The following is a 25,417-nucleotide window of genomic DNA, read 5'->3' as shown; positions in this document are numbered from 1 at the left end:
GACGTCTTGTTGGCGTAAGGAGGCGGCACCTACCTTCCCCCCATGCTGACCTTCCTCGGCTTCGCCATGATCGCGACGTTCCTGGTCCTGATCATGATGAAGAAAATGTCGCCCATCGCGGCGCTCGTCCTCATTCCCGCGCTCTTCTGCGTGTTCGCAGGCAAGGGGGCGCACCTCGGCGACTACGTCATCGACGGCGTCGGCAAACTCGCGCCGACCGCCGCCATGCTGATGTTCGCCATCGTCTACTTCGGCGTGATGATCGACGTCGGCCTCTTCGACCCGGTCGTGCGGGGCATCCTGCGCTTCTGCAAGGCCGACCCGATGCGCGTCGTCGTCGGCACCGCCGTCCTCGCCGCCATCGTCTCGCTCGACGGCGACGGTTCGACCACCTTCATGATCACCGTCTCGGCGATGTATCCGCTGTACAAGCGGCTCGGCCTCAGCCTGGTGGTCATGACGGGCGTCGCGGCCACCGCCAACGGCGTCATGAACACCCTGCCCTGGGGCGGACCCACGGCCCGCGCCGCCACCGCCCTCAAGCTCGACGCCGCCGACATCTTCGTCCCGATGATTCCGGCCCTCGCGGTGGGCCTGCTCTTCGTCTTCGTCCTGGCGTACGTCCTCGGTGTGAGGGAGCGCCGCCGGGTCGGCCTCCTTGTCCTCCCCGCGGACAAGGACAAGGACAAGAACAGCGGCAAGGACGCGGACGCGGAGACCGACGGCGACGTCCAGGAGGAGCGCGCGCCGGAGGCCGCCGCCGCGCTGGTGGCCGCCGGTACCGGGGCCTCCGTCGGCCCGGACGCCGGTGCGCCGGGCGCTGCGACCGGCGGCTCCGACGCCACGGGCGACCGCCACGCCACGGGTGGCTCCGAGCCTGCTCCCGGCCTCCCCGACGACGGCTTCCGGGGCCTCGACCCGCACCGCGCCACCCTGCGGCCCCGCCTGTACTGGTTCAACGCCGGCCTCACGATCGCCCTCCTGGCCGCGATGATCATGGAACTGCTGCCCATCCCGGTGCTGTTCCTGCTCGGCGCCGCCCTCGCCCTCACCGTCAACTTCCCGCACATGCCCGACCAGAAGGCCCGGATCGCCGCCCACGCCGACAACGTCCTCAACGTCGCGGGCATGGTCTTCGCCGCCGCCGTCTTCACGGGCGTCCTCACCGGCACGGGCATGGTCAAGCACATGGCCGACTGGCTCGTCGGCGCCATCCCCGAGGGCATGGGCCCCCACATGGCCCTGGTCACCGGCCTGCTCAGCCTGCCGCTCACCTACTTCATGTCCAACGACGGGTTCTACTTCGGCGTGCTCCCCGTCCTGGCCGAGGCCGGAGCCGCCCACGGGGTCTCGCCGCTCGAAATCGCCCGCGCCTCCCTGGTCGGCCAGGCCCTGCACATGTCCAGCCCGCTGGTTCCGGCCGTCTACGTCCTCGTCGGCATGGCCAAGGTCGAGTTCGGCGACCACACCCGCTTCACCGTGAAATGGGCGGCCCTGACCTCTCTGGTCGTCCTCGCCGCAGGGATGCTTTTCGGCATCATCTGATTCCGGCCGCCGCTGGCCTTCCGAAAACTACCGACGCTAGTTTGTAGTGTGTTGGCGATGTCAGGTCTACGCGCTCGTGCGTGCTCGGGAGGAATGCCATGAAGGCCCACGACGGGATGTACATCGGCGGCGAATGGCGGCCCGCCGCCGGACGCGACCGGATCGAGGTCGTCAACCCGGCCGACGAGCTGGTCATCGCCTCGGTTCCGGCCGGCACCGCCGAGGACGTGGACGCCGCCGTACGCGCGGCCCGCGAGGCCTTCCCCGGCTGGGCGGCCACGGCTCCGGCCGGGCGGGCGGCACTGATCGGCGCGCTCCACGACGTGCTGGTCGCCCGCAAGAGCGAGATCGCCGAGCTCATCACCGCGGAGCTCGGCTCCCTGCCCGGCTTCGCGGAGGCGGTCCACGTCGGCGCGCCGATCGCCGTGGCCTCCTCCTACGCCGAACTCGCGGCCTCGTACGCCTTCGAGCAGCGGATCGGGAACTCCACCGTGCTGCTGGAGCCGGTCGGTGTGGTCGGAGCCATCACGCCCTGGAACTACCCGCTGTACCAGATCGTTGCAAAGGTGGCGCCCGCTCTCGCCGCCGGCTGCACCCTCGTCCTCAAGCCGGCGGAGGACACCCCGCTGACCGCACAGCTCTTCGCCGAATGCGTGCACGAGGCGGGCATCCCGGCCGGAGTCTTCAACCTGGTCACCGGCACCGGTCCGGTCGCCGGTCAGGCGCTGGCCGCGCACGAGGGAGTCGACCTCGTCTCCTTCACCGGCTCGACCGCTGTCGGCAAGCAGGTCGGCGCCACCGCCGGTGCCGCCGTCAAGCGGGTCGCCCTCGAGCTGGGCGGAAAATCGGCCAATGTCATCCTGCCCGGGGCCGACCTGGCCAAGGCCGTCGCGGCCGGCGTCGGCCACGTCATGAACAACAGCGGCCAGAGCTGCAACGCGCTCACCCGCATGCTCGTCCACCGGGAGCAGTACGAGGAGGCCGTCACGCTCGCAGCCGCCGCCGTCGCCACGTACCCCACCGGCGCTCCCGGCGACGCGGCCACCCGCCTCGGCCCGGTCGTCAACGCCAAGCAGCACGCACGCGTGCGCGGATACATCGCCAAGGGCATCGAGGAAGGCGCCCGCCTCGTCGCCGGCGGCCCCGACGCGCCGCACGAGCGGGGTTACTTCGTCGCCCCGACCGTGTTCGCCGACGTCACACCCGACATGACCATCGCCCAGGAGGAGATCTTCGGCCCGGTGCTGTCGATCCTCTCCTACGAGGACGAGGAGGACGCCCTGCGCATCGCCAACGGCACCGTCTACGGCCTGGGCGGCGCCGTCTGGGCCGCGGACGAGGAGACGGCCGTGGCCTTCGCCCGCCGCATGGACACCGGGCAGGTGGACATCAACGGCGGCCGCTTCAACGTGCGCGCGCCCTTCGGCGGCTACAAGCAGTCGGGCGTCGGCCGCGAGCTGGGTCCGCACGGTCTGGCGGAGTACCTCCAGACCAAGTCGTTGCAGTTCTAAGCTGTCCTGCCAGTTCCGAGCCGCCCCGATCCGGAGAAGACGACCATGGTCCGCGCCGCCATCCTGCCCGCCGTCGGAGCCCCGCTGGAGATACGGGAGATAGTGCTGCCCGATCCCGGCCCCGGGCAGGTCCGGGTCCGGCTCACCGCAGCCGGGGTCTGCCACTCGGACCTCTCCCTCACCAACGGCACCATGCGGGTTCCCGTCCCCGCCGTCCTCGGCCACGAGGGCGCGGGTACGGTCCTCGCCGTCGGGGACGGCGTGACCCACGTCGCCCCCGGCGACGGGGTCGTGCTCAACTGGGCCCCGTCCTGCGGGGAGTGTCACCACTGCTCGATGGGCGAGGTCTGGCTCTGCGTCAACGCGCTCACGGGCGTCGGGGCCGTCTACGCGCACGACGCGCACGGCGCCGCGCTGCACCCGGGGCTGAACGTGGCCGCGTTCGCCGAGGAGACCGTCGTCGCGGCCAACTGTGTGCTGCCCGCACCCGCCGGGATCCCGCTCGCCGAGGCCGCCCTGCTCGGCTGCGCGGTCCTCACCGGCTACGGCGCCGTCCACCACAGCGCCCAGGTCCGCCCCGGCGAATCCGTCGCTGTCTTCGGCGTCGGCGGTGTCGGCCTGGCCGCCCTGCAGTCCGCCCGGATCGCGCAGGCGGGCCCGGTCATCGCCGTCGACGTGTCCCCGGCCAAGGAGGAACTGGCCCGGGCGGCGGGAGCCACCGAATTCGTGCTCGCCTCCGACACCACCGCCAAGCAGATCCGGTCGCTCACCGGCGGCCAGGGCGTGGACGTCGCCGTCGAATGCGTCGGCCGGGCGGAGGCCATCCGCGGAGCCTGGGAGTCCACCCGCCGCGGCGGCCGCACCACGGTCGTGGGCATCGGCGGCAAGGACCAGCAGGTCACCTTCCACGCGCTGGAGATCTTCCACTTCGCGCGCACCCTCACCGGCTGCGTCTACGGCAGCAGCGACCCCGCCCGCGACCTCCCGGTGATCGCCGAACACGTCCGCGCGGGCCGCCTCGACCTCGGAGCCCTGGTCACCGACCGCATCGCGCTCGACGGCATCCCGGCCGCCTTCGATGCCATGCTGGCGGGCAAGGGCGGCCGCTCCCTGGTCGTCTTCTAGCCCGTCTCCCGCCGGGCGCGGCCTTCGCGCGCAGAGCCTTCCTGTCCCGGTGCTCCGTGTGCCGGTCCTCCCGTCGGGGTCCTCCCCGTCGCGGGGCTCCCGCCCCGCGATGGGGAGGACCGGCCCGGCCTCAGGAAACGTCGCGCGCCAGCGCCTCGTACTGCAGGGACAGCCCGTCCAGCAGGGCCGCCAGGCCCGTTTCGAAGGCGCCCTCGTCCACCTCGCGCTGGTGCTCGGCCAGCAGATGGGCCCGGCCCAGGTGGGGGTAGTCCGCCGGGTCGTATGCCGTCTCGTCGTCCACGAAACCCCGGGCGAAGGAGGCCACCGCCGAGCCGAGGATGAAGTACCTCATCAGCGCGCCGATCCGGGTCGCCTGCGCCGGGGGCCAGCCGGCCGCCGTCATCGCGCCGAACACGGCGTCCGCCAGCCGCAGGCCCGCCGGGCGGCGGCCCGGCCCCCGCGCCAGCACCGGCACGATGTTCGGATGGTCGGACAGGGCGTCCCGGTACGAGTGGGCCCAGGCGTGCAGAGCGCCCCGCCAGTCCGGGCCCGGAGCCTCGAACATCGACAAGTCGACCCGCGCGCTCACCGCGTCCGCCACCGCCTCCAGGATCTCGTCCTTCGTGCGGAAGTGGTTGTACAGGGACGGCCCACTGACCCCCAGCGCGGCGGCCAGCCGCCGCGTCGAGACCGCCTCCAGCCCCTCCGTATCGACCAGCTCGGCCGCCGCCTCGACGATGCGGGCTCTGCTGAGGAGAGGCTTGCGCGGTCTGGCCATGCGCCACATAGTAGGGCCTGCCCGCCATAAACTACCGGTGCTAGTTAACGGCCGGACGAGAGGCCCGGAGGTGCCCGGTGAACCTGGAGCTGAGCGAGGAGCAGGAGGCCGTACGCCGGCTCGCCCGCGAGTTCACCGAGCGCGAGGTCGCCCCGTACGCGGCCGAGTGGGACCGCGCCGAGAGCGTGGACCGGGCCATCGTGAAGAAGCTCGGGGACCTCGGCTTCCTCGGTCTGACCGTCCCCGAGGAGTACGGCGGCTCCGGCGGCGACCACCTCTCCTACGTCCTCGTCACCGAGGAGCTCGGCCGCGGCGACTCCGCGGTGCGCGGCATCGTCTCCGTCTCCCTCGGCCTGGTCGCCAAGACCATCGCGGCCTGGGGCACCGAGGAACAGAAGCACGCCTGGCTGCCCCGCCTGTGCTCCGGGGACGCACTCGGCTGCTTCGGCCTCACCGAGCCCGGCACCGGCTCCGACGCGGGCAGCCTCACCACCCGCGCCGTGCGCGAGGGGGACTCGTACCTGGTCAGCGGCAGCAAGATGTTCATCACCAACGGCACCTGGGCCGACGTCGTCCTGCTCTTCGCCCGCACCGGCGACGAACCCGGCCACCGCGGGGTCTCCGCCTTCCTCGTCCCCACCGACACGCCCGGCCTCACCCGGCGCGAGATCCACGGCAAGCTCGGCCTGCGCGGCCAGGCCACCGCCGAACTCGCCTTCGACGGCGTCCGCGTCCCCGCATCCGCGATGCTCGGCCCCGAGGGCAAGGGCTTCTCGGTCGCCATGTCCGCGCTGGCCAAGGGCCGGATGTCGGTCGCCGCCGGCTGTGTCGGCATCGCCCAGGCGGCGCTCGACGCGGCCGTCTCGTACGCCGCCCAGCGCGAGCAGTTCGGCAAGCCGATCGCCCACCACCAGCTGGTCCAGGAGCTGATCGCCGACATCTCCGTCGACGTGGACGCCGCCCGCCTGCTCACCTGGCGGGTCGCGGACCTCATCGACCGCGGGCGGCCGTTCGCCACCGAGTCCTCCACCGCGAAGCTCTTCGCCTCCGAGGCCGCCGTCCGGGCCGCGAGCAACGCCCTCCAGGTGCACGGCGGCTACGGCTACATCGACGAGTACCCGGCCGGGAAACTGTTGCGCGACGCCCGCGTGATGACCCTGTACGAGGGCACCAGCCAGATCCAGAAGCTGCTCATCGGCCGGGCGCGCACCGGAGTCTCCGCCTTCTGAGTACGCGCATGAGTATCCGCGCGGATGTGGGCCCCGCCACATCCGCCGGATGCTGTCGCCATGAACGAGACACCGGTCAAGCAGCAGAACACGGGGGCGTACTACGGCCAGGCCGTCGCCTCCTTCGGCGTCGCGCTGAGCGCGGTGGCCGTCGGCATCTACAACCTCGACGCGGACGCGTGGGTGCGGGGCTTCCTCGGCATCGCCGTCCTCTACCTGACCACCTCGGCCTTCACGCTCGCCAAGGTGATCCGCGACCGGCAGGAGGCGGGCCAGATCGTCAGCAGGGTCGATCAGGCCAGGATGGAGAAGATCCTGGCCGAGTACGACCCCTTCCAGCCGAAGCCCTAAGCGCTTGCTCACCCTCCGGTAAGGTGTTCACTCCCACACGGCGAAAAAGGTGAGTGCGAGCGATGGACAGCGCGGAGGAGACGGTCGGCGGCTACCAGCCGTGGTCGGAGGTCACCCCCGACGCCGCGCGGCGGCTGCTCGTCGCCGCCGTCGACGCGTTCGCCGAGCGCGGGTACCACGCCACCACCACGCGTGACATCGCGGGCCGCGCCGGCATGAGCCCGGCCGCGCTCTACATCCACTACAAGACCAAGGAAGAGCTGCTCCACAGGATCAGCCGGATCGGCCACGACAAGGCCCTGGAGATCCTCACCACCGCGGCCGACGGCCCCGGCCGCGCCGCCGAGCGGCTCGACGCCGCCGTTCGGTCCTTCGTGCTGTGGCACGCGGCACACCACACCACCGCGCGCGTGGTCCAGTACGAGCTCGACGCTCTCGCTCCGGAGCACCGCTCCGAGATCGTGGCACTGCGCCGGCAGAGCGACGCCGCCGTGCGCCGCATCCTCGCCGACGGGGTCGCGGCGGGGGAGTTCGACGTCCCCGACGTGCCGGGCACCACCCTCGCCGTACTGTCGCTCTGCATCGACGTGGCCCGCTGGTTCAGCGTGGCCGGGCAGCGCACACCCGACGAGGTCGGCGCGCTCTACGCCGACCTCGTGCTCCGCATGGTGAACGCGCGCCCCCGGAGCCGGTAGCAGTCCGCAGCCGGAAGCGGTGAAGTGGTGAAGCGGTCCGGGATCAGAAGTAGTAGCGGGACACCGACTCCGCGACGCACACCGGCTTGTCCCCGCCCTCGCGCTCGACCGTGACGGTCGCCGCGACCTGTACGCCGCCCCCGGCCTCCGTGACCTCCGTGATCACAGCGGTGGCCCGGAGCCGGGACCCGACCGGCACCGGCGCCGGGAAGCGCACCTTGTTCGTCCCGTAGTTGATGCCCATCTTCATGCCCTCGACCCGCATGATCTGCGGCACCAGGCTCGGCAGCAGGGACAGGGTCAGGTAGCCGTGGGCGATCGTGGAGCCGAAGGGTCCGGTCGCCGCACGCTCCGGGTCCACGTGGATCCACTGGTGGTCGCCGGTCGCGTCCGCGAAGAGGTCGATCCGCTTCTGGTCCACCTCCAGCCACCCGCTGGGCCCCAGCGGCTCGCCCGTCCCGGCGTGCAACTCCTCGGCGGACGTGAAGATCCTCGGCTCGGCCATGCCCTGCTCCTGCCTCTCACTCACGGATAGCGCTGGGCGAATAAGCGCTTGCTCAGCATGCTGGGACCGTATGTGTATGTCAACGGACCTCCGACTACCCTCGGCGGGGTGCCGCAGATTCCCGAGAAAATCCACGAACTCACCGTCGGCCAGCTGTCCGCCCGCAGCGGCGCCGCCGTCTCCGCGCTCCACTTCTACGAGACCAAGGGCCTGATCAGCAGCCGCCGCACCTCCGGCAACCAGCGCCGCTACACCCGCGACGCGCTGCGCCGGGTGGCCTTCGTGCGCGCCGCCCAGCGCGTGGGCATCCCGCTGGCCAGCATCCGCGACGCACTGGCCCGGCTCCCCGAGGAGCGCACCCCCAACCGCGAGGACTGGGCCCAGCTGTCCGAGGCCTGGCGCGCCGAACTCGACCAGCGCATCGCCCAACTCGGGCGCCTGCGCGACCACCTGACGGACTGCATCGGCTGCGGCTGCCTCTCGCTGGAGAACTGCGCACTGTCCAACCCCGACGACGTCTTCGGCGAGAGGCTCACCGGCTCGCGGCTCTAGGACCCGTCCCGGCCTCCCGCTCCCACACCCCCCGGGCCGCCGCGACCAGTTCGGCATTCGACCGCGCCGGCCGCCCGTCCGGCAGGTGCAGTACGTCCCCGACGCCGGTCCGCCCGCCCGTACCGCACCGCGCGGCCAGCCGCAGCACCGGCCAGGCGGCGGCCTCCCGCCCGTACAGCAGCAGCGCCACCGGCGGCGGCCCGCGCAGAGCGGCCACCAGGGCCGGATCGGCCGTCGCGAGCTCCCCCGCGAGCCGGACCCGCCCGGGGTCGCGCACCGGCCAGGCCAGGAACCGCGCCATCGGCTCCGGCCCGGCCGGCCCGCCCAGCGGCACCACCGCCTCCACCACGACCCCCCGCGCCAGCAGCGCCCCGGCCAGCTCTCCGGCCCCCGGCTCCGCGAAGCTCACCGCCGCCCGGTCCGGCAGCACCGACCAGGACCGGACCCGCTCCAGCCGCCCCGCCGGATCGGGCTCGGCCCCGATGCTCGCGTCCACGCACAGGGGTACGCCGACCCCCGCGCCCCGCAGCGCCTCCAGCACCGGCCCGACCACCCGGGGCGACAGGCTCTGCCGGCCGCACGGGGTCCGCGGGTGCACCAGTACCTCCCCGGCCCCGGCGGCGACCGAGGCCAGCGCCGCCTCCGCCAGGTCCTGGGGGGACATCGGCACGGCCGGGCCGTCGGCGGCGCTCCGGGCGCCGTTCAGCGACACCGTCGGCGCGAGCCTCACGCGGCCCCCGCCGCCGGGGTGTCCGCCAGCGCCGGTCTCGGCACCACGATCCCGCAGCCCCCGCACACCGGACCGTCCCAGGCCCAGGCCCCCTCCCAGGCGCCGACCGCGGCCGGCCACCGCAGTTCCTCCTCCCCGCAGACCGGGCACGCCGTCCCCGGCGCCGACTCCAAGGCGTTCACCAGCCGCCGCAGCACCTCGCCCAGCGCCCCCTCCGGCCGCACCCCCGGATCCGCGCACCGCACCACCGCGTCGCCGCTCCCGCCCCACGCCCACTCCGGCCGGCGCAGCCCGTGGTGCTTCTCCCGTCTGCGCCGCTCCGCGAACTGGCGCTCGTACTCCAGCCAGACCGCCCGCGCGTCCTCCAGCTCCTCCAGCGCGGCGACCAGCCTCAGCGGATCCGCCCCCCGGTCCTCGGGGGCGATCCCGTGCCGGTCACACAGGTGCCACCAGGTGGCCCGGTGCCCGTACGGGGCGAACCGCTCCAGGCAGCGGCGCAGCGAATGGCGCCGCAGGGCCCGGTCGTTGCGCGCGTCGCGCACCTGGTAAGCCAGACTCCGGAAACCCGCCATCGCACCTTCACCTCCGCAGATGTGCCCAACATGCCCGGCCCGGGCCGGGCGCATGCGGGGGCGGTCGGGGCGTGTGGGTGGCACATGGCCGGAAGTCAGCGCCCCATGCGCCCCGCGGTAACCACCAGCCGGGCCAGTTCCTCGTGGCAGATGTCGCTGTGCGCCCCCGCGGGGGCTCCGCCGCGCCGCACCACCGAGCCCGCGTCCACGCTGACACAGCCCGTCGTGGGCACCCCCTCGCGCAGGGCCGTGTCCAGGGCCAACCGGGGCGTACCCGGTACGGCCTGCACCCCGTCGTGTCCGATGGCGCCCCAGCGCTCGTCGAAACCCAGAAGTCCGGCCGAATCCCCCGCCATCCGGGAGGCCAGCGGGTAGAACACCCGCAGCGAGGTGTCGTGCGGGGAATGGCACGCCACCACCGGTCCGTCGACCTTGCGCTGGAGGCCGCCGAGGGCGCCGCCGCGGCCCTTGTCGTGGGGCAGCCGGTCGCAGAACGCGTAGTGGGAGAAGGCCCCCTGGAGCAGGGTCAGGGACTTCACGTACCGGGCGCCGTCGGGCACGGCGCGCAGCGAGAAGGAGATCAGGCGCGCCCCGAAGCTGTGCCCGATCAGATGCACCCGCAGCGCCGGGCGCTGCCGCGCCAGCTCCGCCAGCACCGGGCCGAGACCGCGCTCGCCGACGACTCCCGCCCGCTTCTTCATCTGGTAGTACGTCGCCTGCCGCAGCAGCTCCTTGGCGCCGTTCCACAGGGCGCGCGGTACGCCGCCCGGCGCCAGGTCCCGTTCGGCGGCGGCCCCGGGCTGCGCGCCCGCCTCCAGCAGGGCGCGCGTCAGGGTCCGGCACACCTCCAGGACGTCCTCCGCGAAGAGCGCGGGCACCGGCTGCGCGGCCGCCGTCGCCACCGAGTCCACCCCGGCCAGTTCCCGTACGAGGGCCCCGAACTCGATGAACGCGGCCTCCGACTCCGGCCGCTCCTCCAGCAGTTCGGCCACCCGGTCCAGCTCCGCCCGCCGCCCGGGCCAGAACTCCCCGAGCGCCTGCCGGGTACCGGGGTCCAGCGCCGTGCCGAAGCCGGGCTCCGCCAGCGCGCCCGATGCCTCGAAGTCCGGTATCGGCTCGTCGGAGAAGCGGATCGAAGGCCATACGACGCCCACGTACCCCAGACGCACCCCCGTCCCCACCAGCCCCGGGAAAGGGGCGAAGAACCGGTCGTAGAGCCGGGTCGCGGTGGACCGGTCGCTGTTCCAGCCGTGCGCGAAGACCAGCAGGTCCGTGGCCTCCATGCGGGACACCGCGCCCTGTGAGGGCCGGTCCACGTCCCCCTCGGAGTCGAAGGTGAGCTCCGCGTACGGCCCGACCCCGATCCCGGCTGCGCCCCGCACCGTGATGTCCGCCATGACGTCCCCCTCCACGCCGTCCCTCCGGTGGATCCAGCATCCTGCTGTCGCCCCCGCCCGGCCAGACCCGTGACGTCACCGGCTCACCTGCTTGCCGCCTCACCCGCTCACCGGCTCGCCGCTCACCCGTAGAGCAGGTACTTCCCGCGCACCGCCTCGAACCGGGCCAGCCCGGCCGCCCAGTCACCGGCGATCTCCTCCACCCCGGCCCCCCCGTCCACGAGCCCTCGCACCCGGTCCGAACCCGTCAGCTTGTCGATCCAGTGGTCCGTGCGCCAGGCGAAGCCGCTCCACGTCCGCCGGGCGGTGACCAGCAGCCCGATCCCGGCCCGGACCGGATCGAAGGCCTCCCGGTCGTGCACGATCAGCCGGACCCCGCCGCACACCTTGCCCACGTGCTTGGAGAACGTGGGCGTGAAGTACGCCTCGCGGAACCACACCCCGGGCAGCTCCAGCGCGTTGGCCGCCTCGGCCCACCGCCGGTCGACGCCTTCCGCGCCCACCACCTCGAAGGGCGTGGTCGTCCCGCGCCCCTCGGACAGGTTCGTCCCCTCCAGCAGGCAGGTGCCGGCGTACGCGAGGGCCGTGTCCGGGGTCGGCATGTTCGGGCTCGGCGGCACCCAGGGCAGCCCGGTCTCGCCGAAGAAGGACCCCCGCCGCCAGCCGGTCATCGCCACCGTGCGCAGCCTGACCGGATCGCCGGCCAGGAACTCGCCGTTGAAGAGCAGGGCCAGCTCGGCCGCCGTCATCCCGTGCGCGAGCGCGATCGGCTCGCGCCCCACGAAGCTCGCGTACGGCCGTTCCAGCACCGGCCCCGCGGCCCGTCGGCCGCCCACCGGATTGGGCCGGTCCAGGACCACCATCGCCTTGCCTGCGAGGGCGGCCGCGCGCATGCAGTCGTAGAGCGTCCAGATGTAGGTGTAGAAGCGTGCCCCGACGTCCTGGATGTCGAAGACGACGGTGTCGATCCCGGCCGCCGTGAACACGTCGGCGAGCCGCTGCCCGCTCTTGTCGTACGTGTCGTGGACGGGCAGCCCGGTCGCCGGATCCCGGGAGGCCCCCTCGGAGCCGCCCGCCTGCGCCGTCCCACGGAACCCGTGCTCGGGGCCGAACACGGCCACCAGGTCCACCCGCTCGTCCGCGTGGAGCACGTCGACCAGGTGGCGGGCGTCGGCGGTGATCCCGGTGGGGTTGGTGACGACCCCGACCCGCTGCCCGGCGAGTTCGGCGTACCCGCCCGCCGCGAGCCGCTCGAAACCGGTCCGCACGCGCCCCGCCCGTGGGGCGGCCGCCCCCACGGCCCCCGCCGCCCCCATGGCCCCCGCCAGTCCCAGTACCCCGCGTCGCGACAGCGTCATCCGGCCACGCTACGAGGCGAACCCCTTCCGCCCGGACATACCGACCGGTTAGTCTGCCCGCCATCCAAGTACGCCGGGCCGGCGTCCGGCCGCACGAGAGGTGATCCCCGTGAGCGAGTACCAGGACCAGCGAGTCGTCGTCACCGGCGCGGGCGGCGGCATCGGCGCCGCCCTCGCGCACCGCTTCGCGGCCGAGGGAGCCACGGTGGTGGTCAACGACCTCGACGCGGCCAAGGCCGCCGCCGTGGCGGGCGCCATCGGGGCCCGGGCGATCCCGGTGCCGGGCGACGCGTCGGCGATCGTCGCCGAGGCCCGGGACGCCCTCGGCGGCGGGATCGACGTCTACTGCGCCAACGCCGGACTCGCCTCGGGCGGCGACGCGTTCGCCGACGAGGCCGTCTGGGAGGCGGCCTGGGACACCAACGTCATGGCCCACGTCCGCGCGGCCAGGCTGCTCCTGCCCGACTGGCTGGAGCGGGGGAGCGGCCGCTTCGTGTCCACCGTCTCCGCCGCAGGACTGCTGACCATGATCGGGGCGGCGCCGTACAGTGTCACCAAGCACGGTGCGCTCGCCTTCGCCGAATGGCTCTCGCTGACCTACCGCCACCGCGGTGTCCTGGTCCACGCCATCTGTCCGCAAGGGGTGCGCACCGACATGCTGACGGCCGCGGGATCGGCGGGCGACCTCGTCCTCGCGCCGACCGCGATCGAGCCGGAAGCGGTCGCTGACGCACTGTTCGACGGCATGGAGAAGGGCCGGTTCTTGATCCTCCCGCACCCCGAGGTCGCGGACTTCTACGCCGCCCGCGCGACCGAACCGGACCGCTGGCTGAGCGGTATGAACCACATCCAGCAGAAGTGGGAGACCCGGTGAGCTCCGCGTACGCCGCCCGGCCCTGGCTCGGGCTGCTCAGCCCGGCCCAGCGCGCGCCCGTCGCGCCGCCGCCGACCGTGCTGCACCTCTTCCGGGAGGCCGTGGCCCGGGCCCCCGAGCGCACCGCGCTCGCCTATTTCGACGGCCGCACCGACTACGCCGAGGCCGACGCGCTGTCCGACTCCGTCGCCGGCCACCTCGCGGCGCACGGCGTCGGCCGCGGGGACCGGGTCGCCGTCATGCTGCAGAACACCCCGCACTTCGTGCTCGCCGTCCTCGCCGCCTGGAAGGCCGGGGCCGTCGTCGTCCCGCTCAACCCGATGTACAAGGCCGGCGAGGTCGGGCACATCCTGCGCGACTCCGGCGCCGCCGCGCTGGTCTGCGACGGCCGGGCGTGGACGGGGTACGTGCGCGAGGCCGCGCGCGGTACGGACGTACGCGTCGCCCTGACCGCCCGCGACCGGGATTTCCAGACCCGTGACGACGCGCGGCTCTTCGCCCCGGCCGCCGTACCGGATCCGCGCCGGGCGCCGGACTCCCTGCCGGGCCCGGCGCCCGCCTCCGCGCCGCACGCCGCCCCGGACTCCGCGACCTGGCCGGCGGGGCCGACGGCCGCCGACCTCACGACCGTGGCCCGCCAGGGCCACCCCGCGCCGGACGATCCGCACCTCACCGCCGCCGACACCGCCCTCATCAGCTACACCTCCGGCACCAGCGGCACCCCCAAGGGCGCCATGAACCCGCACGGCGCGCTCACGTACAACGCCGTCCGCCAGGTCACCGGCCACCCGGTCCCCGAGGGCGCCGCCTACTTCGCCCTCGCGCCCCTCTTCCACATCACCGGCATGGTCTGCGAGCTCGCCGCCTGCTTCGCCAACGCCGGCACCCTCGTCCTCGCGCACCGCTTCGACGCCGCGGTCGTGCTCGACGCCTTCCTGGAGCACCGACCGGCCTACACCGTCGGACCGGCCACCGCCTTCATGGCCCTGGCGGCGCACCCCGCCGTCACCCGGGACCACTTCGCCTCGTTCCAGGTGATCTCCTCCGGCGGAGCCCCGCTGCCGCCCGCACTCGTCGAACGCCTCCGCGCCGCCTTCGGCTTCTACCTCCGCAACGGCTACGGCCTCACCGAGTGCACCGCCCCCTGCGCCTCCGTCCCCCCGCACCTCGAAGCCCCCGTCGACCCCGCCTCCGGCACCCTCTCCGTCGGACTGCCCGGCGCCGAGACCGTCGTGCGCATCCTCGACGAGCGGGGCGCCGAGGTCGCCTTCGGCGAAAGCGGCGAGATAGCCGTCCGCGGCCCCCAGGTCGTGCCCGGCTACTGGGGCCTGCCCGCCGACACCGCCAAGGCGTTCCCGGACGGCGAACTGCGCACCGGAGACGTCGGGTTCATGGACACCGACGGCTGGCTCTACGTCGTCGACCGCAAGAAGGACATGATCAACGCCTCCGGCTTCAAGGTCTGGCCGCGCGAGGTCGAGGACGTGCTCTACACCCACCCCGCGGTCCGCGAGGCGGCCGTGGTCGGCGTTCCGGATCCCTACCGCGGGGAGAGCGTGAAGGCCTATGTCAGCCTCCGGCCCGGCACCTCGGCGGAGCCTGCGGAACTGTCGGCCTACTGCGCCGAGCGGATCGCCGCGTACAAATACCCGCGCCAGGTGGAGATCCTGCCTGTCCTTCCGAAGACCACCAGTGGCAAGATCCTGCGACGGGAACTGCGCGATCGCGGCTGAAAACAGTCGGACGGTCGTACAGGAGGAAAGGGAAGGGAAGGTCGGCGCCATGGCTGCCAGGACCACGGAACCCGAAGGCGCGCACGAGGCCCCGGTACCGCAGCGGCTGCTGGCCGTCGCGACCCGGCTGTTCGCCGAGCGAGGCTATGACCGCACGTCCGTGCAGGAGATCGTCGAGGCGGCCGGGGTCACCAAGGGCGCGCTCTACCACTACTTCGGGTCCAAGGACGACCTGCTGCACGAGGTGTACGCGCGGATGCTGCGCCTGCAGCAGCAGCGGCTCGACGCGGTGGCCGGATCCGACGCACCCGTCGAGGAGCGGCTGCGGGCGGCCGCCGCCGACGTGGTGGTGACCACCATCGAGAACCTCGACGACGCGGCGATCTTCTTCCGGTCGATGCACCAGCTCAGCCCGGAGAAGTCCAAGCAGGTGCGGGCCGAGCGCCGGCGCTACCACGAGCGCTTCCGGGCGCTGATCGAGGAGGGCCAGCGGACGGGGGTGTTCTCCGACGCCACCCCCGCCGACCTGGTGGTGGACTACCACTTCGGGTCCGTGCACCACCTGTCCACCTGGTACCGCGCGGACGGGCCGCTCACGCCGCAGCAGGTCGCCGATCACCTGGCCGACCTGCTGCTGCGCGCGCTGCGCCCCTGAAGCGTCGGGTAGTCGGTGTAGCCCTCCGCCCCGTGGACGTGCATCAGGAACTCCGGGCGGACCTCGTCCAGCGGCGCGCCCGTGCGCAGCCGCTCCACGAGGTCGGGGTTGGCGAGGAAGCCCCGGCCCAGCGCGACGAGGTCGGCGCCCTCGGCCAGCAGCCGCTCGCCGCGCCGCTTGCCGCCGTCGGCCGCGACCTCCTCGCGGGAGAGCGCCGGGTTGGCGATCAGCGTGCCGGGCCAGGCCTTGCGGATCTCCGCGAAGGCGGGCCGGGCGGGATCGGCGTGGACCTGGTGCAGGTAGACCGGCCCGATGTCCGTCAGGGCTGCCAGCAGCGCCGGGTAGATCTCCTCGGTGTCCCCCTCCTCGATGCCGTTGACGTCCAGTCCGGGCGAGATGCGCACGCCGACCCGCTGCGGGCCGACGGCCTCGGCGACGGCCCGGACCACCTCGACGGTGAACCGGATCCGCCCCTCCACCGACCCGCCCCACTCGTCGGTGCGGAGGTTGGTGTTCCGGGAGAGGAACTGGTGGAGCAGGTAGCCGTTGGCGGAGTGCACCTCCACCCCGGCGAAGCCCGCCTCGACGGCACTGCGGGCGGCGGCCGCGAAGTCGGCGATGGTGGACCTGATGTCCCCGGCCGTCATCTCGCGGGGCGCGACGGCGTCCTGGAGTCCGCCGGGGGTGTGCAGCGGCTCCGGGAACCGCACCGCGGACGGGGCGAGCGGGACGTGCCCGCTGGTGGCGGGGTGGCCGACCCGGCCGCCGTGCTGGAGCTGGAGGAACATCCGCCCGCCCGCGGCGTGCACCGCGTCGGTGACCCGGCGCCACCCGGCGACCTGCGCGGGAGTGTGTATGCCGGGGATGCGCGGGTAGGTCCGGCCGACGGCGTTGGGCGTGGTGGCCTCGGCGATGATCAGACCGGCCGAGGCGCGCTGCGCGTAGTACGTGGCCATGAGGTCGCCGGGGACGCCGTCGGCCCCGGCGCGGGTGCGCGTCAGGGGCGCCATCACCAGGCGGCTGGGGAGTTCCAGACCGCCGAGGCGGGCCGGCTCGAAGAGGCGGGATGCGGTGGGGACCTGCGGTGTCTGCGTCATGCCGGTACCGTAGAACCTGACACTGATGTCAGATTCAAGAGCGGGGGCGGGCATGCGGATCGGTGAACTGGCGACGCGCACCGGGGTCAGTGAGCGGTCACTGCGCTATTACGAGCAACAGGGCCTGCTGGTCTCCGACCGGACGCCCGGAGGCCACCGCGACTTCTCCGAGCGGGCCGTCGACCGGGTCATCCGCATCCAGGAGCTCTACGCGGCCGGCCTGCACAGCTCGAAGATCGCACGGATCCTGCCCTGCATGCGGGACGCGGACGGCGGCCCCTCGGTGCGGGCCACCCCGGCGCTGGTGGCCGAACTGGCCGCCGAGCGGGACCGGATCGACCGGATGATCAGCGACCTGCTGCGCTCACGCGAAGTGCTGGACGAGGTCATCGACGCGGCGGCGGGCCGAGTCGCCGTCGGTTCCTAGTGTTCTGAGTCTTGAGTTCTGTTCAGATGTGTAGGGTTGGCCTATGGCGCGGATGGGGCGGCCGAAGGCCGAGTTGACGCTGTCGGACGAGGAACGGGTCGCACTGGAGGGGTGGGTGCGGCGTCGTTCCACGCCGCAGGCGTGGGCTTTGCGGTGCCGGATCATCCTGGCCTGCGCCGAGGGTGTCTCGAACAAGGACGTGGCCGTCCGTCTCGGATCAACGCCTCAGGCGGTCGGCCGTTGGCGGGCCCGTTTCGTGCAGTACCGGATCGCGGGCCTGGGAGACATGCCGCGTTCCGGCGGCCCCAGATCGGTGACGGACGGGCAGGTTGCCGCGGTGGTCACCAGGACCTTGGAGTCCAAGCCGAAGAACGCGACGCACTGGTCGACGCGGTCGATGGCGAAGGAAATGGGCCTGTCCCAGTCCTCGGTCTCACGGATCTGGCGGGCGTTCGGCCTGCAGCCGCACCGCTCGGAGACCTTCAAGCTGTCGACCGACCCGTACTTCGTCGACAAGGTCCACGATGTCGTCGGCCTCTATCTGGACCCGCCCGAGCGGGCGCTGGTGTTCTGCGTGGACGAGAAGTCGCAGATCCAGGCCCTGGACCGGTCCCAGCCGGTGCTGCCGATGATGCCCGGGGTCCCGGAGCGGTCAACGCACGACTACGTCCGGGCCGGCACGACCACCCTGTTCGCCGCACTCAACGTGGCCACCGGCAAGGTGATCGGCTCCCTGCACCGCCGCCATCGGGCCGAGGAGTTCAAGAAGTTCCTGGTCAAGCTCGACAAGGAAGTGCCGGCAGGCCTGGACGTCCATCTGATCTGCGACAACTACGCCACCCACAAGACCCCGGACATCAAGAAGTGGCTGCTCGGCCACCCCCGGTTCCACCTGCACTTCACCCCGACCGGGTCGTCCTGGCTGAACCTGGTCGAGCGATGGTTCGCCGAACTCACCAACAAGCAGATACGGCGAGGCGTCCACAAGTCAGTCCAGGCCCTCGAGAAGGACATCCGTGACTGGATCGCCGCCTGGAACACCGACCCCAAGCCCTACGTCTGGACCAAGACCGCAGACGAGATCCTCGAACGCCTCGCCAGCTATCTGAACAGAATTCCCGACTCAGAAGACTAGGATCCGGCCGACCTGGGAGGCGGATATCGGCGCGGTGACGTCGGCCGCGACCTGTGCGGCGATCGCGGTATGGGTCCAGGTGGCCTGCGGGCCGGGCGGCATGCTCGTGGCGGCGGCGACCACGGCCACGCGGACCAGATCGCCATAGCGGCGCGGCCGACCGGTGCGGGCGGCGTCCTTCAGACCCTCCAGCCCGTGCTGGGCATACCGCCCGCGCCACTGGCGGACCGTGTTCACACTCACCGCGAGCTGGCGGGCGATGGACCCGTTGCTATCCCCATCGGCCGCAGCCAGCACAATCCTGGCCCGCAACACCTGCCTCACCTGGGCCTTCGCCGACGAGGCGAGCTGTTGCAGCACTGCCCTGGTCGCTTCGTTCAGCCTCACCGCGACTGCTGTGCTCCGCCCCGCCCCCTTGGTCATGAACAGTGATCACGGCCAAGGGCCGCCGACCGGGCGACAGGATGAGGGTGTGCGAGGACGACGTGCTGCCCGGTGGGCTTCCCTCCAGCAGCCTCAAGGAATACCTGCACTGCGCCTGCAGTCTTTACCCCGACAGCTCTGCGACCTGACGTCCCTCCACGAACTTCTGGGGCACAGCAGTAGGACGCTTAACTCTTGCTCCATACGGGCGACATGGGGGGTTTTGTGGCCACGGGCAGGGAAGCTCACTGCGGGGGCACACCGAAGGAGCTGAGTATGGAGAAGAACGAACTCTACGCACGGGACATCAGCGGAGCGCAGTGGGGCAAGAGCAGCTACAGCCTGCAAATCTGCGTCGAGGTCGCTGAGATCGGCGGCGGCGCTGTGGCGCTGCGGGACTCGAAGAATCCCGGTCTTGGTGACCTGCGGTTCACCCCCGAGGAGTGGGCTGCCTTCCGCGAGGGGGTGCGGGCGGGCGAGTTCGGCTGATTCACGACGTTCGCGACGTGTGGGGCTCTGCCAGCATGGCCAGGGCCCCACTGGTCTTGATCGATTCGCCGATCTCCTCTCGGCGCTCAATTTCCACTTCCACGACACAGACACACGGATGGACGCGTGATCGACCAAGAACGAACAGGTCAGGCAGCACTGGAACATGTGGACGGCACAGGGCCTATGGACCTGTCCCGTCCTGTCTGGGCGGCAGAGAACACCGTTCTGCGTCGCGTGGAGCCAAGCGACTGGGAAGTCGTCCTTGCGCTTGAGTCCTCATCGTCCTACCAGCGCGCCTGGGAGCGAGTCACCGCACCGCGCTCGCCTGACAACTGCCGGGAATGGCTGAAGCAGGAAGCAGCGAAGGGCCCCCTGGACGACAACTTCTTCCTCGCGATCACCGATCGGCAGCACAGGGGCATGGTGGGCTGCGTCAATACGACTCAAGCTGACCCCGTGGCAGGCCGCTTCTATCTGGGGATGGCGGTCGCCCCGGAACACCAGCGCAAGGGGTATGCCTGGGAGGCCGGACTTCTGGTACTCGGCTACATGTTCGGTGAGCGCCGCTACCAGAAGGCCCAAGCCTACGTGCACGACTTCAACAAGGTCTCACAAGCAGGCATGCTCGCCTTCGGAGCGACCCTGGAGGGCCGTCTGCGGCGACACGATTACTTCGGCGGCCGCTACCACGACAACCTCATTTTCGGCCTCACGGCCGAGGAATTCTTCGCTGCCCATGGCACCCCACGCGGGGGCGCGGGAATCCGTTCCCAGCCAGAGTCTCCCGCCTCGCCGCGTGTGACTGTGCAAGCCTGACGGATCCGTGGGTGAGTTGTTGACCTCGATTCTTCAGCAGGTTCGGCTGCCGACCCGATCGGCGGTTCGCCCGTAATGTCCCCCCTGACGGCGAGGCGGGCCATTGCATGACGCTGCGGCTGCGCCGCCTGCTCAAAGGGGCCAGCTGACCTCCACGAACTTCTGCGGCGCAGCACTAGGGCCTGTCGGGCCGCCGTCGCCCCGCACGCCCTGTTCGGAGCCGGCCCTCCGGACAGGGCGTGGTGGCCGGTCCCTACATGTAGCGCTTCAGCTCGCGCCGGGCCAGTGAGCGCTGGTGGACCTCGTCCGGCCCGTCGGCCAGCCGCAGCGTCCGCGCCGCCGCCCACAGCTCGGCCAGCGGGAAGTCCTGGCTGACCCCGCCCGCGCCGTGCAGCTGCACCGCCTGGTCGAGGATCCCCACCACTGCCCGCGGGGTCGCGATCTTGATCGCCTGGATCTCGGTGTGCGCGCCCCGGTTCCCGGCCGTGTCCATCAGCCAGGCCGTCTTCAGCACCAGCAGCCGCAACTGCTCCACCGTGACCCTGGCGTCCGCGATCCAGTTCTGCACGACCCCCTGCGCGGCCAGCGGATTGCCGAAGGCGGTACGGTCCACCGCGCGCCGGCACATCAGCTCGATGGCCCGCTCCGCCATGCCGATCAGCCGCATGCAGTGGTGGATGCGGCCCGGGCCGAGCCGCGCCTGCGCGATGGCGAAGCCGCTGCCCTCCTCGCCGATGAGGTTCGCCGCCGGGACCCGCGCCCCGTCGAAGACCACCTCGGCATGGCCGCCGTGGTCGTGGTCCTCGTACCCGTACACCGTCATGGCCCGGCGGACCTCGACCCCGGGGGTGTCGCGCGGGACCAGGATCATCGACTGCTGGCGGCGCGGGTCGGCGCCCGCCGGATCGGTCTTGCCCATCACGATGAAGACCTTGCAGTCCGGGTTCATGGCGCCGGAGATGAACCACTTGCGCCCGGTGACGACGTACTCGGCCCCGTCGGCGGACCGCTCGATCCGGGTCTCGACGTTGGTCGCGTCCGAGGACGCCACCTCCGGCTCGGTCATCGCGAAGGCGGAGCGGATCTCCCCGGCCAGCAGCGGTTCCAGCCACTGCTTCTTGTGCTCCTCGCTGCCGAACTGCGCGAGCAGCTCCATGTTCCCGGTGTCCGGGGCCGCGCAGTTGGTAGCCGTCGGCGCCAGGTGCGGGCTGCGGCCGGTGATCTCGGCGAGCGGGGCGTACTGGAGGTTCGTCAGCCCGGCGCCGTACTCGGCATCCGGGAGGAAGAGGTTCCACAGGCCCTGGCGGCGCGCCTCGGCCTTCAGTTCACCGAAGACGGCCGGGGTGTCCCAGGGTGAGGCCAGCCGTGCGCGCTGCTCGGCGGCGACGGGTTCCGCCGGGTAGACGTACTCCTCCATGAACGCGAGCAGCCGCTCGCGGAGTTCCTCGGTCCGGGCGTCGAATGCGAAATCCATGAGTGAGGTGCCTCAGCCTTCCTGGCGGTTCTGGAACGTGTGGGGGGCCTGGAGGGTGATCAGACCGTGTTCGATGAAGACCGGGACCAGCTCGCCGATCCGGTCGAAGCCCGCGCCGACGGTCTGCCCGAGCGTGTAGCGGTAGTGGATGCCTTCGAGGATCACCGCGAGCTTGAACCAGGCGAAGGCCGTGTACCAGGCGATCGCGCCGGTGTCCCGGCCGGAGCGTGCGGCGTACCGCTCCACCAGCTCGGCGGGTGTCGGATGGCCCGGCGCCCCGCTCGTCGTACTGACCGGAGACTCGGGCAGGCCCAGGTCGGAGCTGTACATCACGAGCAGTCCGAGATCGGTCAGCGGATCGCCCAGCGTGGACATCTCCCAGTCCAGCACCGCCCGGATCGTGTCGTCCGGCCCGCCGATCAGCACGTTGTCCAGCCGGAAGTCCCCGTGCACCACGGTCGGCGCGGGGGAGTCGGGCAGCGCCCGGCCGAGCGCGCCGTGCAGCTCGTCGATCCCGGCGAGCTCACGGCCCCGCGAGGCCGCGAGCTGCTTGCCCCAGCGGCGCAGCTGCCGGTCGAGGAAGCCCTCGGGCCGGCCGAAGTCGCCCAGCCCCACGGCCTGCGGATCCACCGCGTGCAGCTCGACCAGCGTGTCCACCAGGCCCAGCACCGCCCGCCGGGTGCGCTCGGGGCCGATCGCGGCGAGCTCGCCCGCCGTGCGGTAAGGCACCCCTTCCACGTACTCCATGACGTAGAACGGCGCCCCGAGTACGGACTCGTCCTCGCACAGGAGCAGCGGCTCGGGCACCGGCACGGCGGTCCCGTGCAGGGCCGCGATCACCCGGTGCTCGCGCCGCATGTCGTGAGCGGTGGCCAGGACGTGGCCGAGCGGGGGACGGCGCACGACCCAGCGGGCGGTGCCGTCGGTGACCGCGTACGTCAGGTTCGACCGGCCCCCTTCGATCAGCCGGCCGCTCAGCGGACCGGCCACGAGCCCGGGCCGCGCGCTGTCGAGATGGCCGCGCAGCCGCTGCAGATCGAGGCCTCGCGGGTCGTCCGGCGCTGGGGTCATGCTGGGCACCTCCGTACGGGGTGGACGGTGACTGACTGGCTGTTGCTCGCAAGCCATCATGCCGACCAGTCGGTATGCCGTCCATAGGGTGGGCCGAAAGAACTCTCGCGGCCGCGCCCCGCGCGCGTTCGCGCCAGGCCCGCGGGCCTGGCCGTCATGCTTGACGGCCAGGCCCCGCGGTCAGGCGTGACAGAGGATCGGCGTCCCGCCGTTCATCACCGTCATGTCCCGCAGCACCGCCAGGATGTCCAGGGCGACGCCCTCCGGCTCCCCGGCCAGTTCCGCGTAGGCCCGGTGCAGGTTCGCCACCAGCCGCTCGCTCTCCCGCCAGGCGGCGAACTCGCCGAGATCGGCCCGCCGGGCGGCCTCCAGCGGGGTCAGCCCCTTCGCGTGTCCCTCGGCGGCCAGTTCGGACACGTACCGCAGATAGCGCTCGGTGGCCTCGTGGGCCGACGGGTCCGTCAGGGGCCCGTGGCCCGGTACGACGGTCTGCGCGTCCAGCGAGCCGAGCAGCTCCAGCGCCCGCAGCGAGCCGGCCAGTGAGCCCATCGCGAGGAACGGCGTCCCCCCGGCGAAGACCAGGTCGCCCGTGAAGACGACGCCCTGCCGGGGCAGCCACACGATCGAGTCGCCGGTGGTGTGCGCGACGCCGGGGTGGATGACCCGCACCTCCGTCTCGCCGACGTGCAGGGTCATCCGGTCGCTGTAGGTGAGGTCGGGCGCCGTGATGTCTATCGCGCCGAAGTCCGTCGCGGGCCAGATCATCTCCAGCTGGTGCCCGGCGGTGAGCTGCTCGGTCCGTGCGTTGTCATGAGCGAGGATCAGCGCCTCGGGGGCGAACACGCCGTTGCCGTAAGTGTGGTCGCCGTGGTGATGGGTGTTGACCACGGTGCGGGGGAGCGGCACCCCGGCCGTCACGACGGCCTCGCGCAGGGCGAGGGCCCGCCGCTCGGTGGCGGCGGTGTCGACGAGCAGGGTCCTGCCGCCGTCGCTGACGAAGCCGGCGTTGTTGAGGCACCAGCCGCCGTCCGGCTGGACGTAGGCGTACACCCCTGGTGCGGGCTGGACGAGGTAAGGCTCATCGACGGGCATCTGCGCTCTCCCCGGGTCGCTTTGACGGGCGGTCGGCATCCTGCCAGCCGTCGCGGCGCCGGGGGAGGGCGGGTACCGCTCCTGACCGCGGCTGCACTGACCGGAGGTTCCGTCAGTGCTCGCGGGGGCGGTCAGTGGTCGTCGTAGTGGCCGTCGTGCGCGGCGTGCCGGTGCCCGTCGTGCACGTAGTCGACGTGGTCCCCGTGCCGGACCGTCTCGTGCCCGCAGTCCGGGCCGTGGGCGTGCGCGTGACCGTCGTGGGTGGTGTGTCCCTGGGTCTCGCACTCGTCCCAGTGCCCGGAGTGCTCCCGGTGCAGGTGGCCGTCGTGCGCGTAGTCGACGTGATCGCCGTGCGAGACAGCCTGGTGTCCGCAGCCGGCGCCGTGCTCGTGCTTGTGCGTGGCGTGTTCCTGGTGCATGGTCGTCATGCCGCCGAGGCTAGTGCGGATCGTCCCCTTTCGCCCGAGATGTCGCGATGACGCGAAGAAGCGCGATCATCCGACCGGCAGTTCAGATGATCACGGCCACCGCGAACACCGCCAGGGCCACCGTGCACGCCACCACCGCCAGGGCCGACCGCGGCCCGAGCACCCGCGGCGGCGGCCCGGCCGCCAGCGCCCGGATCCGCCGGTGCGCCACCCACAGGAACGCCACCCAGATCAGCGCGGTCACCGCCGCCCCGGCCACCTCCACCGGCCTGCCGGACCCGCGCAGCGCCTGCCGCAGCGCGAGCACCGCCACGACCGAGCAGGCCAGCGTCGTACGCCGCCACGCGAGCCGGGTCCGCTCGGGCTGCAGCCCGGCGTCGCGGACCTCACCCGGGGTGCTCACCGCCCCGACGTCCAGCCCAGCAGCACGACCACCATCATCGCCACCGCGACCAGCCCGACCCCCAGGCTCAGCACCACCGGGAACCGCGACAGCGGCAGGTCCTCGCCCCGCCGCATCGCCCGCTCGCACCGCACCCAGTGGTTCACGGCCCGCAGCGCACAGGCCGCACCCACCGCGAGCAGCGCGAAGGACATCCCGACCCGCACGCCCCACCGCAGGTCCGGCAGGAACTGGTCGACGGCGAAACCGCCGCCCACCAGCGCCAGCGCGGTCCGGATCCAGGCCAGGAAGGTCCGCTCATTGGCCAGCGAGAAGCGGTAGTCGGGGGTCTCGCCCTCGTCACTCAGGCGCGACGGCGCGAACCAGAGGCGCAGGTCCTTGACGAAGTCGATCACCCGGCCAATCTACTGGCGCGGCCCCCGGAACTCCCGCAGCCGCCGATAGGCCTCCAGCCCGTCCGGCACCCACGCCCACGACCCGTCCGCGACGCGCCGGTCCAGCTCCTCCTGCGTCAGGTACGCGTGCCAGTCCACCTCCGACTCCTGCGGGGCCACCGGCAGCTCGCACCGCACCTCGTGCACGTACGACCACCACGCCCCGCCCGGACCCTCGTACAGGAACTTGAACAGAGGTACGGGCTGCGGCAGCCCGCGGACCCCGAGCTCCTCCTCGGCCTCCCGCAGGGCGGCCTCCTCGTAGCTCTCCCCGGTGCCCAGCACCCCGCCCACGAACATGTCGTAGAAGGAGGGGAACACGAGCTTCGACGCGGTCCGCCGGTGGACGAAGATCCGCCCCTGCGCGTCCCTGGCCTGCACGAACACACAGCGGTGGATCAGCCCGCGGGCGTACACCTCGCCCCGCGCGGCCTGCCCCGTCACCCGGTCGTCCCGGTCCACCACGTCCAGTACTTCATCAGCGGCACTCACGCCATTCATCCAATCACCGCTGT

29 protein-coding genes are annotated in these 25,417 nt (G+C 72.3%); 14 read left to right on the top strand and 15 right to left on the bottom strand.

All coding sequences use genetic code 11. From position 1 onward, the window contains the following. Positions 1-42: 42 nt before the first annotated feature. From OG737_RS04920 to OG737_RS04910, 3 genes are all read left to right on the top strand, one after another. Positions 43-1,545 carry a CitMHS family transporter gene (locus tag OG737_RS04920; protein WP_405680178.1) on the top strand — a complete coding sequence of 501 codons (1,503 nt, stop codon included), beginning with the start codon at positions 43-45 and terminating at the stop codon, positions 1,543-1,545. A 98-nt stretch (positions 1,546-1,643) separates the two neighbouring features. Then, entirely contained in the window at positions 1,644-3,056 is a 1,413-nt protein-coding gene (locus tag OG737_RS04915; protein ID WP_405921223.1) for an aldehyde dehydrogenase family protein, read from the top strand. A 45-nt stretch (positions 3,057-3,101) separates the two neighbouring features. After that, positions 3,102-4,181, top strand: coding sequence for a Zn-dependent alcohol dehydrogenase (locus OG737_RS04910; RefSeq protein WP_328924900.1), 1,080 nt, complete (start codon positions 3,102-3,104; stop codon positions 4,179-4,181). A gap of 130 nt (positions 4,182-4,311) precedes the next feature. Here the strand turns inward: OG737_RS04910 and OG737_RS04905 are convergent, their stop codons facing one another. After that, positions 4,312-4,959 carry a TetR family transcriptional regulator gene (locus tag OG737_RS04905; protein WP_328924899.1) on the bottom strand — a complete coding sequence of 216 codons (648 nt, stop codon included), beginning with the start codon at positions 4,957-4,959 and terminating at the stop codon, positions 4,312-4,314. A 77-nt stretch (positions 4,960-5,036) separates the two neighbouring features. On the opposite strand from OG737_RS04905, the gene OG737_RS04900 reads away from it, so the two are divergent. From OG737_RS04900 to OG737_RS04890, 3 genes are all read left to right on the top strand, one after another. Continuing rightward, on the top strand, positions 5,037-6,188 hold the full coding sequence (locus OG737_RS04900; protein WP_405921222.1) for an acyl-CoA dehydrogenase family protein: 1,152 nt from the start codon (positions 5,037-5,039) through the stop codon (positions 6,186-6,188). Positions 6,189-6,248: 60 nt separating this feature from the next. After that, entirely contained in the window at positions 6,249-6,539 is a 291-nt protein-coding gene (locus tag OG737_RS04895; RefSeq protein WP_328924897.1) for a YiaA/YiaB family inner membrane protein, read from the top strand. Positions 6,540-6,601: 62 nt separating this feature from the next. Continuing rightward, the gene (locus OG737_RS04890) at positions 6,602-7,234 is read left to right on the top strand and encodes a TetR/AcrR family transcriptional regulator (RefSeq protein ID WP_405680182.1); all 633 of its coding nucleotides are present in this window, start codon (positions 6,602-6,604) and stop codon (positions 7,232-7,234) included. 43 nt (positions 7,235-7,277) lie between these two features. Here the strand turns inward: OG737_RS04890 and OG737_RS04885 are convergent, their stop codons facing one another. Beyond that, complete coding sequence (locus OG737_RS04885) at positions 7,278-7,739, bottom strand: MaoC family dehydratase (protein WP_328924895.1); 462 nt, start codon at positions 7,737-7,739, stop codon at positions 7,278-7,280. 108 nt (positions 7,740-7,847) lie between these two features. Here OG737_RS04885 and soxR point away from each other — a divergent pair, with 108 nt between their 5' ends. Beyond that, positions 7,848-8,291: a redox-sensitive transcriptional activator SoxR gene (soxR, locus tag OG737_RS04880; protein WP_328924894.1), complete on the top strand. Its 444-nt coding sequence runs from the start codon at positions 7,848-7,850 to the stop codon at positions 8,289-8,291. Here the strand turns inward: soxR and OG737_RS04875 are convergent. The 4 genes from OG737_RS04875 to OG737_RS04860 all read right to left on the bottom strand — a co-directional run bounded on the left by OG737_RS04875 (position 8,272) and on the right by OG737_RS04860 (position 12,348). Further along, a complete protein-coding gene (locus OG737_RS04875; RefSeq protein ID WP_328924893.1) occupies positions 8,272-9,021 on the bottom strand; it encodes a 3-keto-5-aminohexanoate cleavage protein in 750 nt (249 codons plus the stop codon). The two genes, soxR and OG737_RS04875, sit on opposite strands and share 20 nt — an antisense overlap. Then, complete coding sequence (locus tag OG737_RS04870) at positions 9,018-9,593, bottom strand: hypothetical protein (RefSeq protein WP_328924892.1); 576 nt, start codon at positions 9,591-9,593, stop codon at positions 9,018-9,020. Before OG737_RS04870 ends, OG737_RS04875 begins: the two co-directional genes overlap by 4 nt. 95 nt (positions 9,594-9,688) lie before the next feature. Next, positions 9,689-10,990 (bottom strand): serine-threonine protein kinase, encoded by a 1,302-nt coding sequence (locus OG737_RS04865; protein WP_405921221.1) that lies wholly within the window; start codon positions 10,988-10,990, stop codon positions 9,689-9,691. 122 nt (positions 10,991-11,112) lie between these two features. Then, a complete protein-coding gene (locus OG737_RS04860; protein WP_405921220.1) occupies positions 11,113-12,348 on the bottom strand; it encodes an exo-beta-N-acetylmuramidase NamZ domain-containing protein in 1,236 nt (411 codons plus the stop codon). Positions 12,349-12,448: 100 nt separating this feature from the next. Here OG737_RS04860 and OG737_RS04855 point away from each other — a divergent pair, with 100 nt between their 5' ends. The 3 genes from OG737_RS04855 to OG737_RS04845 are packed head-to-tail and all read left to right on the top strand — an operon-like array spanning position 12,449 to position 15,610. Further along, positions 12,449-13,222: an SDR family oxidoreductase gene (locus tag OG737_RS04855; protein ID WP_405921219.1), complete on the top strand. Its 774-nt coding sequence runs from the start codon at positions 12,449-12,451 to the stop codon at positions 13,220-13,222. Beyond that, entirely contained in the window at positions 13,219-14,955 is a 1,737-nt protein-coding gene (locus tag OG737_RS04850) for an AMP-binding protein (protein ID WP_405921218.1), read from the top strand. Before OG737_RS04855 ends, OG737_RS04850 begins: the two co-directional genes overlap by 4 nt. 49 nt (positions 14,956-15,004) lie before the next feature. Next, entirely contained in the window at positions 15,005-15,610 is a 606-nt protein-coding gene (locus OG737_RS04845) for a TetR/AcrR family transcriptional regulator (RefSeq protein ID WP_328924887.1), read from the top strand. Here OG737_RS04845 and OG737_RS04840 read toward each other — a convergent pair. Next, positions 15,571-16,707 (bottom strand): alkene reductase, encoded by a 1,137-nt coding sequence (locus tag OG737_RS04840; RefSeq protein WP_328924886.1) that lies wholly within the window; start codon positions 16,705-16,707, stop codon positions 15,571-15,573. The genes OG737_RS04845 and OG737_RS04840 overlap by 40 nt on opposite strands. A gap of 52 nt (positions 16,708-16,759) precedes the next feature. Between OG737_RS04840 and OG737_RS04835 the strand changes: the two genes are divergently transcribed. Then, positions 16,760-17,134, top strand: coding sequence for a MerR family transcriptional regulator (locus OG737_RS04835; RefSeq protein ID WP_328930209.1), 375 nt, complete (start codon positions 16,760-16,762; stop codon positions 17,132-17,134). A 52-nt stretch (positions 17,135-17,186) separates the two neighbouring features. Continuing rightward, positions 17,187-18,269 carry an IS630 family transposase gene (locus tag OG737_RS04830; RefSeq protein WP_328930254.1) on the top strand — a complete coding sequence of 361 codons (1,083 nt, stop codon included), beginning with the start codon at positions 17,187-17,189 and terminating at the stop codon, positions 18,267-18,269. On the opposite strand, the gene OG737_RS04825 is transcribed toward OG737_RS04830, so the two are convergent. After that, on the bottom strand, positions 18,258-18,656 hold the full coding sequence (locus OG737_RS04825; protein ID WP_405921217.1) for a helix-turn-helix domain-containing protein: 399 nt from the start codon (positions 18,654-18,656) through the stop codon (positions 18,258-18,260). The genes OG737_RS04830 and OG737_RS04825 overlap by 12 nt on opposite strands. 312 nt (positions 18,657-18,968) lie before the next feature. On the opposite strand from OG737_RS04825, the gene OG737_RS04820 reads away from it, so the two are divergent. Then, positions 18,969-19,181, top strand: a complete 213-nt coding sequence (locus OG737_RS04820) for a DUF397 domain-containing protein (protein ID WP_257552578.1) — start codon at positions 18,969-18,971, stop codon at positions 19,179-19,181. A gap of 126 nt (positions 19,182-19,307) precedes the next feature. After that, positions 19,308-20,000 carry a GNAT family N-acetyltransferase gene (locus OG737_RS04815; RefSeq protein ID WP_266998750.1) on the top strand — a complete coding sequence of 231 codons (693 nt, stop codon included), beginning with the start codon at positions 19,308-19,310 and terminating at the stop codon, positions 19,998-20,000. Between the two features lie 253 nt (positions 20,001-20,253). On the opposite strand, the gene OG737_RS04810 is transcribed toward OG737_RS04815, so the two are convergent. The 7 genes from OG737_RS04810 to OG737_RS04780 form a co-directional block, all read right to left on the bottom strand. Next, entirely contained in the window at positions 20,254-21,474 is a 1,221-nt protein-coding gene (locus tag OG737_RS04810) for an acyl-CoA dehydrogenase family protein (protein WP_405921216.1), read from the bottom strand. A gap of 12 nt (positions 21,475-21,486) precedes the next feature. Then, complete coding sequence (locus OG737_RS04805) at positions 21,487-22,545, bottom strand: phosphotransferase family protein (RefSeq protein WP_405921215.1); 1,059 nt, start codon at positions 22,543-22,545, stop codon at positions 21,487-21,489. A 180-nt stretch (positions 22,546-22,725) separates the two neighbouring features. Then, positions 22,726-23,637: an MBL fold metallo-hydrolase gene (locus tag OG737_RS04800; protein ID WP_405921214.1), complete on the bottom strand. Its 912-nt coding sequence runs from the start codon at positions 23,635-23,637 to the stop codon at positions 22,726-22,728. A 131-nt stretch (positions 23,638-23,768) separates the two neighbouring features. Continuing rightward, positions 23,769-24,065: a hypothetical protein gene (locus OG737_RS04795; protein ID WP_328924881.1), complete on the bottom strand. Its 297-nt coding sequence runs from the start codon at positions 24,063-24,065 to the stop codon at positions 23,769-23,771. Positions 24,066-24,147: 82 nt separating this feature from the next. Further along, positions 24,148-24,468 carry a DUF202 domain-containing protein gene (locus OG737_RS04790; RefSeq protein ID WP_328924880.1) on the bottom strand — a complete coding sequence of 107 codons (321 nt, stop codon included), beginning with the start codon at positions 24,466-24,468 and terminating at the stop codon, positions 24,148-24,150. Further along, a complete protein-coding gene (locus OG737_RS04785) occupies positions 24,465-24,863 on the bottom strand; it encodes a DUF202 domain-containing protein (RefSeq protein WP_328924879.1) in 399 nt (132 codons plus the stop codon). The genes OG737_RS04790 and OG737_RS04785 overlap by 4 nt, the downstream gene beginning before the upstream one ends. A 9-nt stretch (positions 24,864-24,872) precedes the next feature. Beyond that, the gene (locus OG737_RS04780; protein ID WP_405680193.1) at positions 24,873-25,403 is read right to left on the bottom strand and encodes an NUDIX domain-containing protein; all 531 of its coding nucleotides are present in this window, start codon (positions 25,401-25,403) and stop codon (positions 24,873-24,875) included. Positions 25,404-25,417 lie beyond the last annotated feature (14 nt).

Source organism: Streptomyces sp. NBC_00122 (genome assembly GCF_045160845.1).
Taxonomy (GTDB): Bacteria; Actinomycetota; Actinomycetes; order Streptomycetales; family Streptomycetaceae; genus Streptomyces.
Note: the sequence above shows the minus strand (reverse complement) of the source record. Positions and strands in the feature narration are given on the sequence as shown.

Bases quoted from the DNA above. Each gene is read 5' to 3' on its own strand.
- OG737_RS04800 (WP_405921214.1), bottom strand. From the start codon at position 23,637: ATGCCCGTCGATGAGCCTTACCTCGTCCAGCCCGCACCAGGGGTGTAC.
- OG737_RS04845 (WP_328924887.1), top strand. From the start codon at position 15,005: ATGGCTGCCAGGACCACGGAACCCGAAGGCGCGCACGAGGCCCCGGTA.
- OG737_RS04895 (WP_328924897.1), top strand. From the start codon at position 6,249: ATGAACGAGACACCGGTCAAGCAGCAGAACACGGGGGCGTACTACGGC.
- OG737_RS04910 (WP_328924900.1), top strand. From the start codon at position 3,102: ATGGTCCGCGCCGCCATCCTGCCCGCCGTCGGAGCCCCGCTGGAGATA.
- OG737_RS04810 (WP_405921216.1), bottom strand. From the start codon at position 21,474: ATGGATTTCGCATTCGACGCCCGGACCGAGGAACTCCGCGAGCGGCTG.
- OG737_RS04840 (WP_328924886.1), bottom strand. From the start codon at position 16,707: ATGACGCAGACACCGCAGGTCCCCACCGCATCCCGCCTCTTCGAGCCG.
- OG737_RS04780 (WP_405680193.1), bottom strand. From the start codon at position 25,403: ATGAATGGCGTGAGTGCCGCTGATGAAGTACTGGACGTGGTGGACCGG.
- OG737_RS04885 (WP_328924895.1), bottom strand. From the start codon at position 7,739: ATGGCCGAGCCGAGGATCTTCACGTCCGCCGAGGAGTTGCACGCCGGG.
- OG737_RS04870 (WP_328924892.1), bottom strand. From the start codon at position 9,593: ATGGCGGGTTTCCGGAGTCTGGCTTACCAGGTGCGCGACGCGCGCAAC.
- OG737_RS04835 (WP_328930209.1), top strand. From the start codon at position 16,760: ATGCGGATCGGTGAACTGGCGACGCGCACCGGGGTCAGTGAGCGGTCA.
- OG737_RS04820 (WP_257552578.1), top strand. From the start codon at position 18,969: ATGGAGAAGAACGAACTCTACGCACGGGACATCAGCGGAGCGCAGTGG.
- OG737_RS04905 (WP_328924899.1), bottom strand. From the start codon at position 4,959: ATGGCCAGACCGCGCAAGCCTCTCCTCAGCAGAGCCCGCATCGTCGAG.
- OG737_RS04860 (WP_405921220.1), bottom strand. From the start codon at position 12,348: ATGACGCTGTCGCGACGCGGGGTACTGGGACTGGCGGGGGCCATGGGG.
- OG737_RS04890 (WP_405680182.1), top strand. From the start codon at position 6,602: ATGGACAGCGCGGAGGAGACGGTCGGCGGCTACCAGCCGTGGTCGGAG.
- OG737_RS04865 (WP_405921221.1), bottom strand. From the start codon at position 10,990: ATGGCGGACATCACGGTGCGGGGCGCAGCCGGGATCGGGGTCGGGCCG.
- OG737_RS04795 (WP_328924881.1), bottom strand. From the start codon at position 24,065: ATGACGACCATGCACCAGGAACACGCCACGCACAAGCACGAGCACGGC.
- OG737_RS04830 (WP_328930254.1), top strand. From the start codon at position 17,187: ATGGGGCGGCCGAAGGCCGAGTTGACGCTGTCGGACGAGGAACGGGTC.
- OG737_RS04805 (WP_405921215.1), bottom strand. From the start codon at position 22,545: ATGACCCCAGCGCCGGACGACCCGCGAGGCCTCGATCTGCAGCGGCTG.
- OG737_RS04920 (WP_405680178.1), top strand. From the start codon at position 43: ATGCTGACCTTCCTCGGCTTCGCCATGATCGCGACGTTCCTGGTCCTG.
- OG737_RS04915 (WP_405921223.1), top strand. From the start codon at position 1,644: ATGAAGGCCCACGACGGGATGTACATCGGCGGCGAATGGCGGCCCGCC.